The organism is Castellaniella sp. (assembly GCF_041675725.1).
Lineage (GTDB): Bacteria > Pseudomonadota > Gammaproteobacteria > Burkholderiales > Burkholderiaceae_B > Castellaniella.
The window spans coordinates 24,228-40,273 of record NZ_JBAYTI010000007.1 but is presented as its reverse complement, the minus strand read 5'-3'; the positions used below and the strand labels follow the sequence as shown (position 1 = coordinate 40,273).

The 16,046-nt window shown below is 65.1% G+C and carries 13 protein-coding genes, 1 tRNA gene and 1 pseudogene; 9 read left to right on the top strand and 6 right to left on the bottom strand.

The window, feature by feature from the left end:
- Nucleotides 1-25: 25 nt before the first annotated feature.
- Together hemH and hrcA are read right to left on the bottom strand one after the other, a co-directional pair.
- Nucleotides 26-1,029 (bottom strand): annotated as a pseudogene (gene hemH / locus WCZ84_RS02485) (ferrochelatase).
- Nucleotides 1,022-2,035, bottom strand: coding sequence for a heat-inducible transcriptional repressor HrcA (gene hrcA / locus WCZ84_RS02480; protein ID WP_372684693.1), 1,014 nt, complete (start codon nt 2,033-2,035; stop codon nt 1,022-1,024). Before hrcA ends, hemH begins: the two are co-directional and overlap by 8 nt.
- Nucleotides 2,036-2,151: 116 nt before the next feature.
- Here hrcA and WCZ84_RS02475 point away from each other — a divergent pair, with 116 nt between their 5' ends.
- The 4 genes from WCZ84_RS02475 to WCZ84_RS02460 are packed head-to-tail and all read left to right on the top strand — an operon-like array spanning nt 2,152 to nt 7,155.
- Nucleotides 2,152-3,051 carry an NAD kinase gene (locus tag WCZ84_RS02475; RefSeq protein WP_372684673.1) on the top strand — a complete coding sequence of 300 codons (900 nt, stop codon included), beginning with the start codon at nt 2,152-2,154 and terminating at the stop codon, nt 3,049-3,051.
- Nucleotides 3,051-4,700: a DNA repair protein RecN gene (gene recN / locus WCZ84_RS02470; RefSeq protein ID WP_372684672.1), complete on the top strand. Its 1,650-nt coding sequence runs from the start codon at nt 3,051-3,053 to the stop codon at nt 4,698-4,700. Before WCZ84_RS02475 ends, recN begins: the two co-directional genes overlap by 1 nt.
- 53 nt (nt 4,701-4,753) lie before the next feature.
- On the top strand, nt 4,754-5,554 hold the full coding sequence (locus tag WCZ84_RS02465) for a shikimate dehydrogenase (protein WP_372684671.1): 801 nt from the start codon (nt 4,754-4,756) through the stop codon (nt 5,552-5,554).
- The gene (locus tag WCZ84_RS02460) at nt 5,554-7,155 is read left to right on the top strand and encodes a GMC family oxidoreductase (RefSeq protein WP_372684670.1); all 1,602 of its coding nucleotides are present in this window, start codon (nt 5,554-5,556) and stop codon (nt 7,153-7,155) included. Before WCZ84_RS02465 ends, WCZ84_RS02460 begins: the two co-directional genes overlap by 1 nt.
- 49 nt (nt 7,156-7,204) lie before the next feature.
- Here the strand turns inward: WCZ84_RS02460 and WCZ84_RS02455 are convergent, their stop codons facing one another.
- The 3 genes from WCZ84_RS02455 to WCZ84_RS02445 all read right to left on the bottom strand — a co-directional run bounded on the left by WCZ84_RS02455 (nt 7,205) and on the right by WCZ84_RS02445 (nt 9,405).
- Nucleotides 7,205-7,927 (bottom strand): SDR family NAD(P)-dependent oxidoreductase, encoded by a 723-nt coding sequence (locus tag WCZ84_RS02455; protein ID WP_372684669.1) that lies wholly within the window; start codon nt 7,925-7,927, stop codon nt 7,205-7,207.
- Nucleotides 7,928-7,935: 8 nt separating this feature from the next.
- Nucleotides 7,936-8,009: transfer RNA gene (locus WCZ84_RS02450), tRNA-Cys, on the bottom strand.
- A gap of 64 nt (nt 8,010-8,073) precedes the next feature.
- Nucleotides 8,074-9,405 (bottom strand): ferric reductase-like transmembrane domain-containing protein, encoded by a 1,332-nt coding sequence (locus tag WCZ84_RS02445; protein WP_372684668.1) that lies wholly within the window; start codon nt 9,403-9,405, stop codon nt 8,074-8,076.
- A gap of 278 nt (nt 9,406-9,683) precedes the next feature.
- Here WCZ84_RS02445 and WCZ84_RS02440 point away from each other — a divergent pair, with 278 nt between their 5' ends.
- The 4 genes from WCZ84_RS02440 (at nt 9,684) to WCZ84_RS02425 (ending at nt 14,597) form a co-directional block, all read left to right on the top strand.
- Nucleotides 9,684-10,820 carry a metallophosphoesterase gene (locus WCZ84_RS02440; protein ID WP_372684667.1) on the top strand — a complete coding sequence of 379 codons (1,137 nt, stop codon included), beginning with the start codon at nt 9,684-9,686 and terminating at the stop codon, nt 10,818-10,820.
- A gap of 217 nt (nt 10,821-11,037) precedes the next feature.
- The gene (locus tag WCZ84_RS02435; protein WP_372684666.1) at nt 11,038-12,768 is read left to right on the top strand and encodes a SulP family inorganic anion transporter; all 1,731 of its coding nucleotides are present in this window, start codon (nt 11,038-11,040) and stop codon (nt 12,766-12,768) included.
- 84 nt (nt 12,769-12,852) lie between these two features.
- Nucleotides 12,853-14,223 (top strand): FAD/NAD(P)-binding oxidoreductase, encoded by a 1,371-nt coding sequence (locus tag WCZ84_RS02430; RefSeq protein WP_372684665.1) that lies wholly within the window; start codon nt 12,853-12,855, stop codon nt 14,221-14,223.
- Between the two features lie 11 nt (nt 14,224-14,234).
- The gene (locus WCZ84_RS02425; protein ID WP_372684664.1) at nt 14,235-14,597 is read left to right on the top strand and encodes a DUF5368 domain-containing protein; all 363 of its coding nucleotides are present in this window, start codon (nt 14,235-14,237) and stop codon (nt 14,595-14,597) included.
- Nucleotides 14,598-14,646: 49 nt separating this feature from the next.
- Here the strand turns inward: WCZ84_RS02425 and WCZ84_RS02420 are convergent, their stop codons facing one another.
- Nucleotides 14,647-15,078 (bottom strand): PaaI family thioesterase, encoded by a 432-nt coding sequence (locus WCZ84_RS02420; RefSeq protein ID WP_372684663.1) that lies wholly within the window; start codon nt 15,076-15,078, stop codon nt 14,647-14,649.
- A 245-nt stretch (nt 15,079-15,323) separates the two neighbouring features.
- Here WCZ84_RS02420 and WCZ84_RS02415 point away from each other — a divergent pair, with 245 nt between their 5' ends.
- Nucleotides 15,324-16,031, top strand: a complete 708-nt coding sequence (locus WCZ84_RS02415; RefSeq protein WP_372684662.1) for a nitroreductase — start codon at nt 15,324-15,326, stop codon at nt 16,029-16,031.
- The last annotated feature ends 15 nt before the right edge of the window (nt 16,032-16,046 follow it).

Sequence of the window (16,046 nt, the reverse complement as noted above, 5' to 3'; positions counted from 1 at the left end):
GCGAAAATTTTTGCCGGCCCGCCCATCAGACCCAGCCGGACAGATTCGCGGCCAGCAGATCGGCAAAGCCCTGCACCCAGCCAACCTCGGCATTCAGGCAGGGGATATAGCGGAAGTCCTGCCCACCGGCCTGCAAAAAGGCCTCGCGACACCCCAGGTTGATTTCTTCGAGGGTTTCAAGACAATCCGCGACGAAGCCCGGACACAAGACATCCACGCTGCGCACCCCTTCGCGCGCCCAGGATTCGAGCGTGGGTTGGGTATACGGCTGCAACCATGGGGCCGCCCCGAAGCGGCTCTGGAAGGCGACGTGCACCCGCTCGCCATCGGCTCCGAGGCGCCCGCGCAGCGCCTGCGCGGTCCGGTGGCAATCGTCTTGGTAAGGATCGCCCCGATCCACGGCCGACTGGGCAGGCCATGGAAGCTGAGCAGCAGGCGATCCGCCTTGCCGGCCCGGGCCCAATGGCCGAGCACGGCCGCCTGCAGGGCATCGAGGTAGGCAGGCGCGTCATGGAAGCGGTCCAGGTAGCGCAGCGTCGGTTGATGCCGCCAGCGGGCCAGCCGGTCATTGACGGCATCCACCGCGGTCGCCGTCGTGCTGGCGGCATACTGCGGATACAGCGGCGCCACCAGGATGCGCCGGCAGCTGGCGGCCCGCAAGGCTTCGAGCGCCGGATCCAGCCCTGGGTTGCCATAGCGCATGGCCAGGGCGACCTGCACCGGCAGGCCACGGGCCTGCAGGGTGTGCTGTACCCCGGCGGCCAGATCTTGGCCGTAGACCAGCAGGGGCGAGCCGCGCTCGAGCCAGACTTGCGCATATTTGGGGGCGATGGCGGCGGGCCGGCGGGTGAGCACGAAGAGCCGCAGAATCGGCTGCCAGAGCGCGGCCGGCAGTTCGACTACCCGGGGATCGGACAGGAACTCGCGCAGATAGCGCCGTATCGCCGCGGGCGTGGGCGCATCCGGCGTACCCAGATTGATGAGCAATATGCCGACCGCACCGCCCTTGGGGGCGGGCGCCTCAGGCATGGGCCTGGCCCAGTGCGTTGGACAGCATGCGCGCCGTGATGTCGACGATTGGAATCACCCTGTCGTAGGCCATGCGGCTGGGCCCGATGACCCCCAACGTACCGATGACTTCGCCGTCGACCCCATACGGCGCGGTGATGATGGACACGTCTTCGAGTGGCACCAGATGCGAGTCTCCGCCGATGTAGATCTGCACGCCCTGGGCCCGGCTGGAGACATCCAGCAAGTGCAGCAGGTCGGTTTTCTGTTCGAACAGTTCGAACAGGCGCCGCAGGCGATCCATGTCGGCCGTCATTTCGGTGACATCGAGCAGCTTGCCTTCGCCCGAGATCACCACGGCGTCGTCGATCGTGTCGGGGTTGTCGAACCCGGCCTCGACCGCCTGCTGCATCAGGCGCGAGATGTCGCTGCGCAGGGTGGCCAGTTCGCGGGCCAACGACTGGCGCACCTCGTGGAAGGACTTGCCGGAAAAATGATGGTTGAAGAAATTGGAGGCCTCGAGGAGCTCGGCCTCGGAGTACTCGCGCGGGACGAACAGGATGCGGTTCTGGACGTCGCCCTGCGGCGTGACGATGATCAGCAGGACGCGACGATCGGACAGCCGGATGAACTCGATGTGGCGAAACACTTGGGTGCGCTTGGGTGCCAGCACCACCCCGGCAAAACGCGACAGATTGGACAACAGCGTGGCGGCCGCATTGACGGCACGACCCGGCTCGGCCGCCGGCAGGTGGTCGACGATGTGCAGATCCAGCACCGGCTCGTAGGGCTGGGCCGCGATCAGGCTGTCGACGAAGATGCGATAACCCCGTGGCGTGGGCACGCGGCCCGCCGAGGTATGTGGACTGTGGATGAGGCCCAGATCTTCGAGGTCTGCCATGACATTGCGTATGGTGGCCGGCGAGAGATCGAAGACCTTGGACAGCGTCCGGGAGCCGACAGGCTGGCCCTCGGCGATGTAGCGCTCGACCAGTGCCTTGAGCAAAGACCTGGCCCGTTCATCCATTTTGGTATTCTGACCCTGCATGAGAGATTTTCCTGACACGGAAGCTTCGGCAATAGTGCCCTGTCCTCCTATAATCGGATACTTGCATTATTTCATCAAATCGGGGTGTGCTGCCCATGGACTTCAAGACAGTGGCCCTGGTGGGCCGTTATCAGGACAGCGGGCTGGATACGCCCTTGCGCCGCCTGGGTCGGGTACTGCAGGGCGCTGGCTGCTCGGTCCTGATCGAAGCCGAAACCGGGCGCAATACAGGGGTGGATGAATTCACGCGGGCCTCCTTCGCTGAAATCGGGGCCCAGGCGAACCTGGCCATCATCATGGGGGGCGACGGCACCATGCTCGCGGCGGCCCGCGAACTGGCCACCACCGGCGTGCCGCTCATCGGCATCAACCACGGGCGCCTGGGCTTCATCACCGACATCCCGCTGGGCAACGCCGACCAGGCCATCACGGCCATTCTCAACGGCGCCTACGTACAAGACGAACGCCTGCTGCTCGAAGGCCGCGTCATGCGCGGCAACCAGCCCATGTTTTCCGGCCTGGCCCTGAACGACGTGATCATCAACCGGGCCGGGCGCGGCGGCATGATCGAACTGCGGGTCGAATGCAACGGCAAATTCATGCACAGCCAGCGGGCCGACGGCCTGATCATCGCCACCCCCACTGGGTCCACGGCGTATGCACTGTCGGCGGGCGGGCCCATCCTGCACCCGCAGGTCAGTGCGCTGGTGCTGGTGCCCGTCGCGCCGCAAACCCTCTCGAACCGTCCGATCGCCCTGCCCGAAGACAGCGTGCTGACCATCACCATCACGGCCCTCGGCCGGGTAGAGTCCGGCGCGAGCGTGCACTTCGACATGCAGGCGCTGTCCGATTGCCAGGAAGGCGATCGCATCGACGTGCGGCGCAGCCCACACCGGGTGCGTTTCCTGCACCCCAAGGGCTACAGTTATTTTTCCACCTTGCGCAGCAAGCTCAACTGGAACCGCATGGTGCACCCCTGGGACGAGGCCGACTGATGCTGCGCGCCCTCCACATCCGGGACTTCGTCATCGTGGAGCAGGCCGAACTTTCCTTCGAAGCGGGTTTCACGGTGTTTTCCGGCGAAACCGGGGCAGGCAAATCCATCCTGATCGACGCCCTCTCTCTGGCGTTGGGCGGGCGCGGCGAAGCCTCACTGGTACGCGAAGGCTGCCCGCGCACCGACATCACCGCGGTGTTCGAGCCGCCCGGCACCGCATGCGATTGGCTCACCCGCCAGTCCATGGATGCCACCGAACTCATCGTGCGCCGGGTCATCGATGCCCAAGGCCGCAGCAAAGCCTACATCAACGGCATTCCGGCCCCACTCGGCCAGCTGCGCGAACTGGGCGCCCTGTTGGTGGACATCCACGGCCAGCACGCCCACCAGAGCCTCCTGCAGCCCGCCCGGCAACGCGACCTCCTCGATGCGCACGGCGGCCATGCCGCGCTGGCAGCGGGCGTCTCACAAGCCTGGAACCAATGGCGCAGCGCGCATATGGCGCTGCTGGCTGCGCAACAAGACGCCCAGGCGCGCGCAGCCGAGCTCGACACCCTCAGGGCGCAAGTGGCCTGGCTCGATGAGCTTGCCCCCACTGAAGGCGAATGGCCCGGGCTCTGCGCCCGGCAATCCCGCCTGGCGCATGCCCAGACCCTGCTGATGGGTGCCGGGCAGACCGTCGAAGCGCTCGATGGGGAATCCGGATCGGCCTTGCAGGCCCTGCACACCGCCCTGCACGCGTTGCAGGGCATGATGCGCCACGACCCATCGCTCGAACCGCACGCCCAGACCCTCGAATCGGCGCGCATCCTGTGTACAGAAGCGGTTTCGGCCCTCAATGCCTATGCGGACCGCATCGAGCCCGACCCCGATGCGCTCGCCCAGGTCGAAGCGCGCATGAGCCGGCTGTTCGAGGCCGGCCGCCGCTTTTCCGTGGACCCGGAAGCACTGGCGCAGCACCACGCGGCCCTGCTCGAACGCCTGCACCAGACGCAGGCCGGGCACGATATCGAAGCCCTGGAAACCGCCTGCCAACAAGCCGAAGCACACTACCACCAACAGGCCCGCACCCTCGGGCAGGCGCGGCGTGACACAGCCGTACAGTTGTCGGACCAGGTCACCCAGGCCATGCAGGGCCTGGCCATGGAGGGCGGCCGGTTCAGTGTGCAAGTGCAGGCGGCAAAACCCGGGCCGCACGGCCTGGACTCGGTCGAATTTCTGGTGGCCGGGCACGATGGCGTCGCCTTGCGCCCGCTGGCCAAAGTGGCGTCGGGGGGCGAGCTGGCCCGCATCGCGCTGGCCCTATCGGTCATCGCGAGCCAGGCCGCACGGGTCCCGACCTTGATCTTCGATGAAGTCGATGCCGGCATTGGCGGCGCGGTGGCCGAAGTCGTGGGCCGCCTGCTGCATCAGCTGGGCGAACGCCACCAGGTCCTGTGCGTGACGCACCTGCCGCAAGTCGCTGCGTGCGCACGCCAGCACTGGCTGGTGACCAAACATTCCGGCGACGGCCAGACGCTTTCGCAGCTTCAGATACTCGGGGCCCGCCAGCGCGTCGAGGAAATCGCCCGCATGCTGGGGGGGCTGCGCCTGACCCAGGCCACCCGGGCCCACGCGCGCGAGATGTTGCAGATGCTGGCAGAATAACGATGTGGCCAGTCGGCCCCATGCGACCGGTCCGTTTCAGTTTGGAGTACACCATGATCACAGGCACTACCCGCTTATTTGCCATACTGGCCGACCCGGTTGGCCATGTCCAGGCCCCCCAGATGCTCAACGCGTGGTTCGAAGCGCACGATGTCGATGGGGTGTTCGTGCCCTTGCACGTCCACCTCGACGACCTCGACGCCGTCGTGCAGGGGCTGCGAGCCCTGCACAATCTGGACGGTCTGGTCATCACCATGCCCCACAAGACGGCCATGGCGGCCCTGTGCGACGACATCGGCCCAGCTGCGCGCGCCATCGGTTCGGTCAATACGGTACGGCGCACGCCCGACGGGCGGCTGGTCGGCGACATGTTCGACGGCCATGGCTTCGTGGCTGGCCTGAAAAGCCAAGGCATCGACCCCCGCGGGCAGCGCATCCTGCTGTTGGGTGCGGGCGGCGCCGCCACTGCCATCGCGCTGGCGCTGGCAGAATCGGGGGCTGGCGCACTCACCGTGGCCAACCGCACGCGCAGCAAGGCCGACGCACTCAAAGCCTGTGTGCAGGCGGCCCACCCCGAGGTCCGGATCGAGGTCGGCCAGCCCGACCCGCGCGGCCACGACATGGTCGTCAATGCCACCTCGCAGGGCATGAAGCCCGGCGATACGCTGCCGCTCGACACCACCCTGCTCGAACCCGCCATGACGGCGATCGAGATCATCACCAAACCCGAAATCACACCCTGGCTCGAGCAGGCCCGCAACCGGGGCTGCCGCATTCACATCGGACGCCACATGCTGCAGGCGCAGATCGATCAAATGGCGCGTTTCATGCTGGGCGAAGCCGCAGGTGCCTGATGAAAGACCACTACGACTACATCATCGTCGGTGCAGGCGCGGCCGGTTGCATCCTGGCCAATCGGCTGACGGCTTCGGGGCGGCATTCCGTCCTGCTGCTCGAGGCCGGAGACGAAGGACGCAGCATCTGGATTCCGATCCCTGCAGGCTTTGGCAAACTCATCACGGATCCGCGCTACAACTGGCTGTTCCAGACCGAACCCGAAGACATGACCCGTGGGCGCAAAATCGCCGTGCCGCGCGGCAAGGGGCTGGGTGGCTCGACCCTGATCAACGGCATGATCTACGTGCGCGGCCAGGCGGCAGATTATGATCGCTGGGCAGCGCTCGGGGCCGAAGGCTGGGGCTGGGCCGACGTGGCGCCCCAGTTTCGCAAGCTCGAGTGCTATCCCAAAGGCGACAGCAGCCGCGGCCATGATGGCCCCATGCACGTGCACGAAGTCACCGAGCGCTACGTGCTGTCCGATGCCCTGCTGGCCGCAGCCCAAGAGGCGGGGCACGCGCTCAACCCGGATTACAACGGGCCGATCCAGGATGGTTTTGGCTATTATCAAGTGCTTCAACACCGCGGGCGGCGCTGGAGCGTCGTCGACGGCTACCTCAAGCCGGCGCGCTCACGCGCCAACCTGCACGTGCTGGCCAACGCCCATGTGCTCAAGGCCGACATCGACGGCGGACGCTGTGTCGGGGTCACCTACCGCAGGGGCAACCAAACCCATCAGGCGCGCGCCGGCGAAGTCATCATGGCCGCGGGGGCCATCCAGACACCGCAGATCCTCGAACTCTCCGGCATCGGGCGCCCCGACGTCCTGCAAGACGCCGGCATCGCCGTGCGGCATGCCTTGCAGGGCCTGGGTGAAAACTACATCGACCACTACTGCGCCCGGATGGACTGGCGGGTCAAGGGGGCGCTGTCGGTCAACCAGCAGCGCTACGGCTGGCGCCTGGCACTGGCCGTTGCACAATACTTCGCCCGCCGTACGGGCATCCTCACGCTGGGTACCGGCCTGGCGTTCGGTTTCGTCAAAAGCCGCCCCGATCTGCCCAGCGCCGACGTGCAATATTTCTTCATGAATGCCAGCTACGCCAACCAGGTGGCGCGCGAACTCGAACATCCGCCCGGCATGACGCTGGCCATTTCACAGATGCGGCCCGAATCCAGGGGCAGCATCCACATCCGCAGCGCCAACCCCGATGATCCACCGGCCATCCATCCCAACTACCTGGCCAGTACGGCCGACCAGGACAGCCTCATCGGCGGCATGCAGGTGGCCCGGAACATCATGGCGCAGCCCGCCATGGCGCGCTACGTCGACCACGAAAAAAACCCGGGGCAAGACGTGCAAGGGCGTGAACAATGGCTGGACTACGTCCGGCAGGTCGGGCAAACCATCTATCATCCCATCGGGACCTGCCGCATGGGCACCGACGCCACGGCAGTGGTGGATCCGCGCCTGCGCATGCACGGGCTGCCGGGCCTGCGTGTGGCAGACGCCTCGGTCATGCCCTCGATGGTGTCGGGCAATATCCAGGGCGCCGTGATGATGGTGGCCGAAAAGGCGTCAGAGATGATTCTCGAGGATGCCCGCCAGGCGGGCTAGATCATCGCGCCGCTGCCGGCCTGGCTGGCAGCGCGCCGGGCCCGGGCAGTCAGGCGATCAGATAGCCGCCATCGACCGGCAGGATGACGCCGGTCATGAAAGACGCAGCCGGTGAACACAGAAAGGCCACGGCCCCGCCGAGATCGGCGGGCGAGCCCCAGCGGCCCAGCGGCGTGCGGGCGAGAATCGCCTGCGAGCGCGCGTCGTCGTCCTGGAGGTTTTGGGTCAGCGCGGTTGCGATCCAGCCCGGGGCAATGGCATTGACCCGTATGCCGTCGGCCGCATAGGCCAGGGCCAAAGACTTGGTGAGTTGGGCCACCCCGCCCTTGCTGGCGGCATAGCCCGGCACCAGGCCGCCCCCAAAGAAACTGAGCATCGATGCCGTGTTGACGATGGACCCGCCGGTTTCCTTCAGTAGCGCACGCGCTGCCGTGCAGGTGCGCATGCTGCCGGTAAGATTGATGGCCAGTACGCGCTCGAAGACTTCGGGTTGGTGTTCGTCGCTGCGCCGTATGATGCCGGCACAATTGACCAGGATATCGAGGCGATCCAGAGAGGAAAATGCCTTTTGCACCGACGCGCCATCGGCCACATCGAGGTGCACGACCCGTATGCCGCTGGCCAGCGAGCCGTCGGTGTCGTCGAGCCCCCCCGCCACGACCGTGGCCCCCAGGGCAGCCAGGTGATTGGCCACTGCGGCGCCGATGCCGCGCGTACCGCCCGCCACCAGAGCGTATCGACCTGAGAACAAATCGGGTTGGAAGGTTTGCATGATCCATCTGGAGGCGCAAGCCGGAATCGAACCGACGTACACGGATTTGCAGTCCGCTGCATCACCACTCTGCCATTGCGCCGGTGACGTCGATGGCCGGACAACCCGGCCAAGCTCGCCATTATATACGATATCAGCTGCATGAATCAGCGCATGTCGAAGGCCTCACGGTGCCAACGCACCCTGTCCAGGCCCAGTGCGCGCAATCCGTCTTCAAGGTGGCGCGCCAGTCCGACCGGCCCGCAGAACCAGATCTCGGGCATGACGCCCCCGCCCGCCTTCCAATCGGCCCGCAACGTACCGGCATCAAGCCGCTGGCCCGCCCGGGCCTCATGGATCTGCAGCCGAATCTGCGGCAGCCGGGCACACAGTGCGCGCAACCTGGGAACGAATGGATCCTGCGCCGCGTCGCGTATGCAATAGTGCAGATGGGCCTGCGGCGCCTTGTCTGGCGTATCCTGCAGGGATTCCAGCCAGGCCACAAACGGTGTGATGCCGATGCCGCCAGCCACCCAGATCTGTTCCCGGTCGCCCCGCGTATGATCGAAGCGGCCATAAGGTCCTTCGACCAGCACATGCTGCCCCGGATGCAGCTGTTGCGCCAGGCGACTCGTATAGTCGCCCAGCGCCTTGATCTGGAAGGTCAGGCGCCGTGCGGCGCCCCGATCGGCGTCGGCGATCGTGAAGGGGTGAAACCCCTCGGAGCGATCAAACTGCACGAAGGCAAACTGACCGGCCACGTGGCCGGGCCAGTCGGCCGCCATGACGCAGCGCACCTCGGTCACCCCCGAAGCCTGCCGGGTCACCGATTCGACGACACCCGCATGGCGCCGGCGATGACCGATACGTTGACGCAAGGCGGATACGGCGGCCAGACTGCCTGCAACCAGAAGGCCCCCCATCAGCAGGCCCAGAGGCTGCGTCCACCAGACGGCCGGCATAAGCACCACGGCATGAAACACCAGCGCCAGATACAGCACCGGCATGACCTTGTGCACCAGGCGCCAGGCCTTGTATGGCACGACCTTCCACAGGGTGAGCACGAGGGTGAGGATCAGGGCGTAGATCACCCACTCGCCCACGTCTTTGGCCAAGCCCTTGCTGGACTGAAACGCCTCCAGCAAAGGCAGGGAGGCCGGCTTGTCCACGATGGCGCCCAACACGCTGATCAGGGCGCCCTTGCTGATCTTGACGAGCCAGTGGGCAACCCCCAGGCTGATAGCCAGAATGCCTGCCCTCTTGTGCAGTTGGAAGATCCGGTCCATCCCCCCGAGCCATGATTCCAGCCAGACCGGCCGGGTGGCCAGCACCATCACCAAGGACATCAGCCCCATGGACGCGACGCCCGTAAAATAAATCAGCTGCTTGCGGACCACCCACGCCGCATCGCCGGCCATGGGATGCACGACGAGCGCATCCCAGGCCCAGGCCAGGCCAATCAACCCGAGAAAAAGAATAAGGAAATGGCGTGTCTTCATGATCTTGTCCTACCTTGGAAAGGGCTACATTCAGCCATGCACGCAGTATGCGGACCCGCCACTGAATCCTTTCTGAAGGCCTCGTTCATCTTCCGTTCAGGCGGTTCATCCGCCCACACGCTTCCGGGCTGCGGCGCGATGCGCCGCGCCGTACGCGCCGGCTTGTTAAGATACAGGTCAGCAGCCCGTGCGGCACCGTACCGGTTCACTTGCGCCGGCGCGCCAGAACAGGCCGCCAACCGCAATCAATTTCTTGCTGGATCTGTCCAACTCAAATCATGGGATTCTTTCTGCCGCTCATCACCGGAACCATCTGGCTGTTCGTTCTGTGGCGCTTCGTATGGCCTTTGCCCCTTGCGGCGGGCACCCGGATCGGGCTGGCACTGCTGCTTCTGCTGATCGCCCAGTACCACTGGCTGGTGCGCGCGTTCTTTGGTTCGATTGCATCACCCGAACTGCCCCAAGAAGCCCTTATCGCACTGGCCTGGGCATTCGGGGTGCTTTTGCTGCTGGCCATGCTGTCCCTGGTGCGCGACGTGCTGGGCCTGTTGCTGTACCTTCCCTGGCGCTGGGGCGGCCGGATGCTGCTGACGAGCCCACCGCTCACCGTGCTGATCGGGCTCGCGGCCGTCGTACTGTCGGCGATCGGCGTGTGGAACGCCATCCGCATCCCGCACATCGAAACCCTGGCGATCACGGTCCCCGGCTTGCCTGCCAGCTTCGACCGCTATCGCATCGTGCAACTGACCGACACGCACGCCAGCCGCCTGCTGCCTGAATACTGGCAAGAAGCGGTCGTACGCCGCGCCAATTCACTGCACCCGGACCTGATCGTCATCACGGGAGACCTGGCCGATGGCTCCACCACCGCAAGGGCGCGGGATGTCGCCCCCTTGCAGGAACTGCACGCGCCCGATGGCGTGCTGTCCATCCCTGGCAACCACGAGTACTATTCCGACTACGTCGATTGGATGGCGGCATACAAGGCGCTGGGGCTGAACATGCTTGAAAACGAGCACGTACTGATCCGGCGGGGCGACGACACCCTGGCCATTGCGGGCCTGACCGACCGCCAGGCCATCCAGTTCGGCCAACCCGCCCCCGATCTGCAGGCCGCGCTGCAAGGCATTCCCAAAGGCGTGCCGGTCATCCTGCTCGACCACCGCCCCGAGAAAGCGCGGGAACACGCCGAAGCGGGCGTGGCCGTGCAGCTGTCCGGACACACGCATGGCGGCCAGATCCTGGGCGGCCACTGGCTCACGCAGCTGGCCAACGCCGGGTTCGTTTCCGGCCTGTACCACGTGGGCGACATGACCCTGTATGTCAGCAACGGCGCCGGCCTGTGGAACGGGCTGGCGCTGCGCCTGGGGCGGCCGTCAGAAATCACCCAGATCCTGCTGCGCCCCGCCCCCTGAATACCCCGCCACCATCATCACCCGAAGGCGCCTGAAGCCGCCCCGTCGTCTGGATGGCAATCCCGGGCCTGCCGCCACCCTTCGGTGCCTTGCTTCGTGCATTGCTTCATGCATTGCTTCATGTGTGCATATCGCCGACACACGTTCTTTCTGTTTGGACTATCAATTAAAATTATTATAAAATATAAACAACGCATGTGATTCGGGTTGCCATCCATTGAACAAGCCCGCTGGCCTTTCGCACTGGTTTCCGGTCCTGGGCTGGGGTCGTGCCTACGACACCCAGCAGCTCACGGGCGACCTGCTCGCCGCCGGCATCGTGACATTGATGCTCATACCGCAAAGCCTGGCCTATGCCTTGTTGGCGGGCGTGCCGCCACAGGCGGGCCTGTACGCCAGCATGCTGCCGCTGCTCGCCTACGCCGTATTCGGCAGCAGCCGTACGCTGGCCGTTGGGCCGGCAGCCATCACATCCCTCATGAGCGCTGCCGCAGTCGGACAGGTGGTGGCCGCCGATCCCAGCGCTTTCTGGGACGCCACGCTGGTGCTCACGCTCCTGTCTGGCCTCATGCTGGCGGTCATGGGCGTATTCAGGCTGGGGTTCCTGGCCAATTTCCTGAGCCATCCCGTCATTTCGGGCTTTATCTCGGCCTCCGGCCTGCTGATCGCGCTCAGCCAGGCAAAACACGTATTGGGCATCGCGGCCAGCGGCGACACCCTGCCCGACCTGCTTCCTTCTTTATGGCGCGGCCTGCCGCACACCAACCTGATTACGCTCGCCCTGGGGCTGTTTGCACTGGCGTTCCTGTGGTGGTCACGCCGCCGGCTCAAGCCGCTGCTCCTGCGGCTGGGGCTCGGGCCCCGCCTGGCCGACGGCCTGGCCAAGGCCGGCCCAGTCACCGCCATTGTCGTCACCACGGTTGCCGTATGGCTGGGGGATCTGACCCGCCATGGGGTTCATGTGATCGGTGACATCCCACAAGGCCTGCCAGCACTGACGCTGCCCGGCTGGAACCCATCGTTGTGGGCTGAACTGGCCGTGCCGGCCCTGCTGCTGAGTGTGGTCGGGTTCGTCGAGTCCATCTCCGTGGGCCAGACACTTGCAGCCATGCGCCGGCAGCGCGTGGAACCCAACCAAGAACTGCTCGCGCTGGGCGCCAGCAACATCACCGCGGCCCTGAGCAGCGGCCTGCCCGTCACGGGGGGCTTCTCGCGTTCGATCGTCAATTTCGACGCCGGCGCACAGACGCCGGCCGCAGGCGTATACACGGCAGGCGGGATCGCCGTCGCCACGCTGCTGCTCACGCCTTTTCTGCACTATCTTCCCCAAGCCACCCTGGCGGCCACCATCATCGTGGCTGTGCTGTCGCTGGTCGACTTCGGCATATTGAAGCGCACGTGGCACTACTCGCGCTTCGACTTTTCAGTTGTCGCAGCCACCCTGGCGCTGACCTTGCTCGCGGGCGTCGAGACCGGGCTGATCGCCGGCATCGGCCTGTCCATCGCCCTGTATCTGTACCGCAGCAGCCGCCCGCACATCGCCGTCATCGGCCAGGTGCCCGGCACCGAGCACTTTCGCAACGAGCAGCGCCATCCGGTACAAACCAGCCCCCACGTACTGGGGCTGCGTGTGGATGAGAGCCTCTATTTCGCCAACGCCCGCTACCTCGAAGACTGCATCAACCAGGCCGTGGCAGCCCGGCCCGCCTTGCATCATGTGGTGCTGCTGTGCTCGGCGGTCAACCATATCGACGCCAGCGCACTCGAAAGCCTCGAGGCCATCGAAGCCAGGCTGGCGGGGGCTGGCATCAAACTGCATCTTTCGGAAGTCAAGGGGCCGGTCATGGACCGCCTCTGTGGCACCGCATTCTTCCGGCAGCTGAGCGGCCGGGTGTTCTTGACGCATTATCAGGCCATCCAGGCGCTGGCGCCTGAAAGCCTGGCATGAGCGGCTCCTGCAGGAACCGCAGCCCACTGCAGCCTGCATGTATCCGCATTGATTGTCCTCTTCATTGACCCAGGGGGCCTACCTATGAAAGACGACCGCCGACTATCCATCCACCGACGATCCACCCAGATCGACGCCACCTTGCGCAGCCCGCTGAGTCGCCGGCAGTTTCTGGCACTGGGCGCCGCCTCGGTCGCGGCCGCGGCCTGGCATCCAAACGCCGCGCAGGCCCGGCAGCCGCTGCGCAGCCCGGCGCACATCGTCATCGCCGGGGCGGGTGCGGCCGGGCTGACCGCTGCGTCGCGTCTGGCCCGAGCGCTGGACGGCGCCAAGATCACCCTGATCGATGCACGCCGGCAACACTACTACCAGCCGGGCTACACCTTGATCGGCGCCGGCATCGAGCCCGCCAACTATGTCATCTCCGAGACGACGGAATACATCCCCGCCGGGGTCGAATGGATCCAGGCCGAAGTGGCGGAATTCGATCCTGAAGCCAACAAGGTGGTGACCGGCACCGGCCAGGCCATCCCCTACGATTTTCTCATCGTCGCCACAGGCATGGCGTTGCGGTATGGGCAGATCGAAGGCATGGACACCCATCTGATCGGCAAGGAAGGCATCGGCAGCATCTACCAGGGCCCTGAAGCCGCCCTGGCCACCTGGCAGGCGATGTCGGCCTTCGCCGACCAGGGCGGCCGTGGCCTCTTCCTGCGTCCGCCCACAGAAATGAAATGCGCCGGGGCGCCCCTTAAATACGCTTTCATCACGGACGACTACCTCAGGCGGCGCGGCAACCGGGGCAAGGCAGAACTCGTCTACAACGCGCACAACAACACGTTGTTCGGGGTGCCTATCGTGTCCGAGAAAGTGCGCATGCTGTTCCACGACCGCGGCATACAGACACGGTACGACCGGGTGCTTCAGGCGATCGATCCGGGTCGCCGGATAGCGACCTTCCGTACCCCGGAAGGCACCGAGGAACAGGGCTACGACTTCATTCACGTCATCCCGCCCATGCAGGCGCCGACGGCCATCCTCAACAGCCCCTTGCCCTGGCAAAGCGGGCCGTGGGTGGCCGAGGGCTGGGTCGAGGCCGACAAGGCCACCTTGCGCCATCCCCGTTACCCGAATGTGTTCGCGGTCGGTGACATCGCCGGGGTACCAAAAGGCAAGACGGCCGCCAGCGTGAAATGGCAGGTGCCCATCGCCGTCGAACACCTGCTCGCGGAACTGGCGGGCACGACGTCGGATGCCGTGTACACAGGATATACATCGTGCCCCATGATCACCCGCCTGGGGCGGGCCATGTTGGTTGAATTCGACTACGAGAACAATCTGGTCCCATCGTTTCCCGGCGTCATCGCCCCGCTCGAAGAATTGTGGGTGACTTGGGTCATGGAAACCATGGGGCTCAAACCCACCTATCTCAGCATGCTGCGCGGTCGCGCCTAAGGAGAACCCCCATGAATGAACTCGATCCTCTGGTCTTGCTGGCTGTCTTCCAGGAAATGCTCGGGCCCCTGCTGTGGGTCTTGCTGGCCGTCGTGCTCCTGGGCACGCTGGCTTTCGCAGCGCTGCTCGTGCGCGAGCGGCGCCTGGTGGCCAACCGCCTGGTATGGGCGCAAGCCATCGGTGTCCTGGGCGGCATACTGGCCCTGGTGCTGATGGCTCAGGTGTCATCCTCGGGGTTTGCCGATGCAGGCGGCCCCATCGACTGGCTGCTGATTGCGCTGGTGTTTTTCCTGGGCCTGGTAGGGACGGCCATTCTGTTCTACACCGTGGCCGGGTGGCGCCTGGCATGCCGCTGCAGCCGACAGCCGGCCTGAGCCAGCCGGCCCCATGGGCCGGCCCCCCAAACCGCGGCCCGATCGGATCTCAGGGGGCCGCCGGCTTCAGCCGCTTCCAGGTTGCGGTGGCAAAAGCGACGACGTCACCTTGCGCATCGGTCATGGTCGAGCGCATATATGAGATCCCACGCCCTTGCCGGATGAATTCGCCCACTGACCGCAGGCGCCCATGGCGGGCGGCCTTGACGTACTGAACCTTGATCTCGAGCGTGGTGCCAGGGCCCTGGACGCGCTTGAGCAAATGCCCCATCGAGATGTCCATGACGCTGGCGATGATGCCGCCATGCAAGGACCCCTGGGGGTTGAACATGAAGTCCTTGGGCTCGAAGGTGACGACACACTGGCCATCGGGATACTCGAACTCGAGCCCCATCAGGCGCGCCAGGAAAAATTCCTCGAATACCGGCTTGTGTGTCTTGATTGCCTGATCAAACGCCTGCCGGGCCACCGCTTCGTCCACGTTTCGTCTCCTGAACCAGAATCAGAGCGTAACCGTAGCATATTCTCATAGCCGTGCCAGTATAGAAGCGTAGTTTGCCACTGCAGCGCTCTGGCTATGAAGCAGCAGGCCAAGCCAGCGCCATCGGGTAGCACGCCTCCCTTGCCAATCAGCCACCAATAGGCCACGATACGCATCGACGCGCCGGTGACACTGGCCAATCTAGATAGGAGATCACCGGCAAAATTGCCTGGAACATCAAGCCAATGGACACCACGACGCACATCACCGAGCCCTGCATGCCCGCATCGGAGGCAATCCGTTCACGCCGCTCGATTCGAGCCTTTTTACCCAATCCAGTACCGCAATGCACCATTGAACAGATCCTCGAGACCGCCGCGCGCGCGCCATCAGGCTCCAACATCCAGCCCTGGCAGGTGGTCGTCTTGACTGGCAGCGCACGCCAAGCTCTCAGCCAGGAAATCGAGGCCGCCGCCCTGTCTGGCGATGCGGGCGAGGCTGAATATGCCTATTATCCGCGTCAATGGCGCGAGCCCTACCTGGCGCGCCGGCGCACCGTAGGCTGGGCACTATACGGCAGTCTGGGGATCCAGCGCGGCCAATCTGACCGCATGGCGGCACAGCATCGGCGCAATTATTGCTTCTTCGATGCGCCGGTCGGCCTGTTCTTGACAATGGATCGCGACATGGAACAAGGCAGTTGGCTCGATCTGGGCATGTTTGCGCAGAACATCATGATTGCAGCGCGCGGCCTGGGGTTGGATACCTGCCCTCAGGCCGCGTTCTGCCGCTATCACCGACTGATCAGCCAACGGTTGGGGATCCCAGCGCACCGCCAGCTGATCATGGCGATAGCACTTGGCTATGCAGACATGACGGCGCCCGAAAACAATTTCCCGACCGAACGCGAACCCGTCCACGAATTTACGCGTTTCGTCGATGAACTGCCCTGAAAGCGATCAATCCCC

Excerpts from the sequence above, each read along its gene's own strand:
- WCZ84_RS02465 (WP_372684671.1), top strand. The coding sequence starts at position 4,754 with ATGATCACAGGCACTACCCGCTTATTTGCCATACTGGCCGACCCGGTT.
- WCZ84_RS02445 (WP_372684668.1), bottom strand. The coding sequence starts at position 9,405 with ATGAAGACACGCCATTTCCTTATTCTTTTTCTCGGGTTGATTGGCCTG.
- WCZ84_RS02425 (WP_372684664.1), top strand. The coding sequence starts at position 14,235 with ATGAATGAACTCGATCCTCTGGTCTTGCTGGCTGTCTTCCAGGAAATG.
- WCZ84_RS02455 (WP_372684669.1), bottom strand. The coding sequence starts at position 7,927 with ATGCAAACCTTCCAACCCGATTTGTTCTCAGGTCGATACGCTCTGGTG.
- recN (WP_372684672.1), top strand. The coding sequence starts at position 3,051 with ATGCTGCGCGCCCTCCACATCCGGGACTTCGTCATCGTGGAGCAGGCC.
- WCZ84_RS02440 (WP_372684667.1), top strand. The coding sequence starts at position 9,684 with ATGGGATTCTTTCTGCCGCTCATCACCGGAACCATCTGGCTGTTCGTT.
- WCZ84_RS02460 (WP_372684670.1), top strand. The coding sequence starts at position 5,554 with ATGAAAGACCACTACGACTACATCATCGTCGGTGCAGGCGCGGCCGGT.
- WCZ84_RS02430 (WP_372684665.1), top strand. The coding sequence starts at position 12,853 with ATGAAAGACGACCGCCGACTATCCATCCACCGACGATCCACCCAGATC.
- hrcA (WP_372684693.1), bottom strand. The coding sequence starts at position 2,035 with ATGGATGAACGGGCCAGGTCTTTGCTCAAGGCACTGGTCGAGCGCTAC.
- WCZ84_RS02415 (WP_372684662.1), top strand. The coding sequence starts at position 15,324 with ATGGACACCACGACGCACATCACCGAGCCCTGCATGCCCGCATCGGAG.
- WCZ84_RS02475 (WP_372684673.1), top strand. The coding sequence starts at position 2,152 with ATGGACTTCAAGACAGTGGCCCTGGTGGGCCGTTATCAGGACAGCGGG.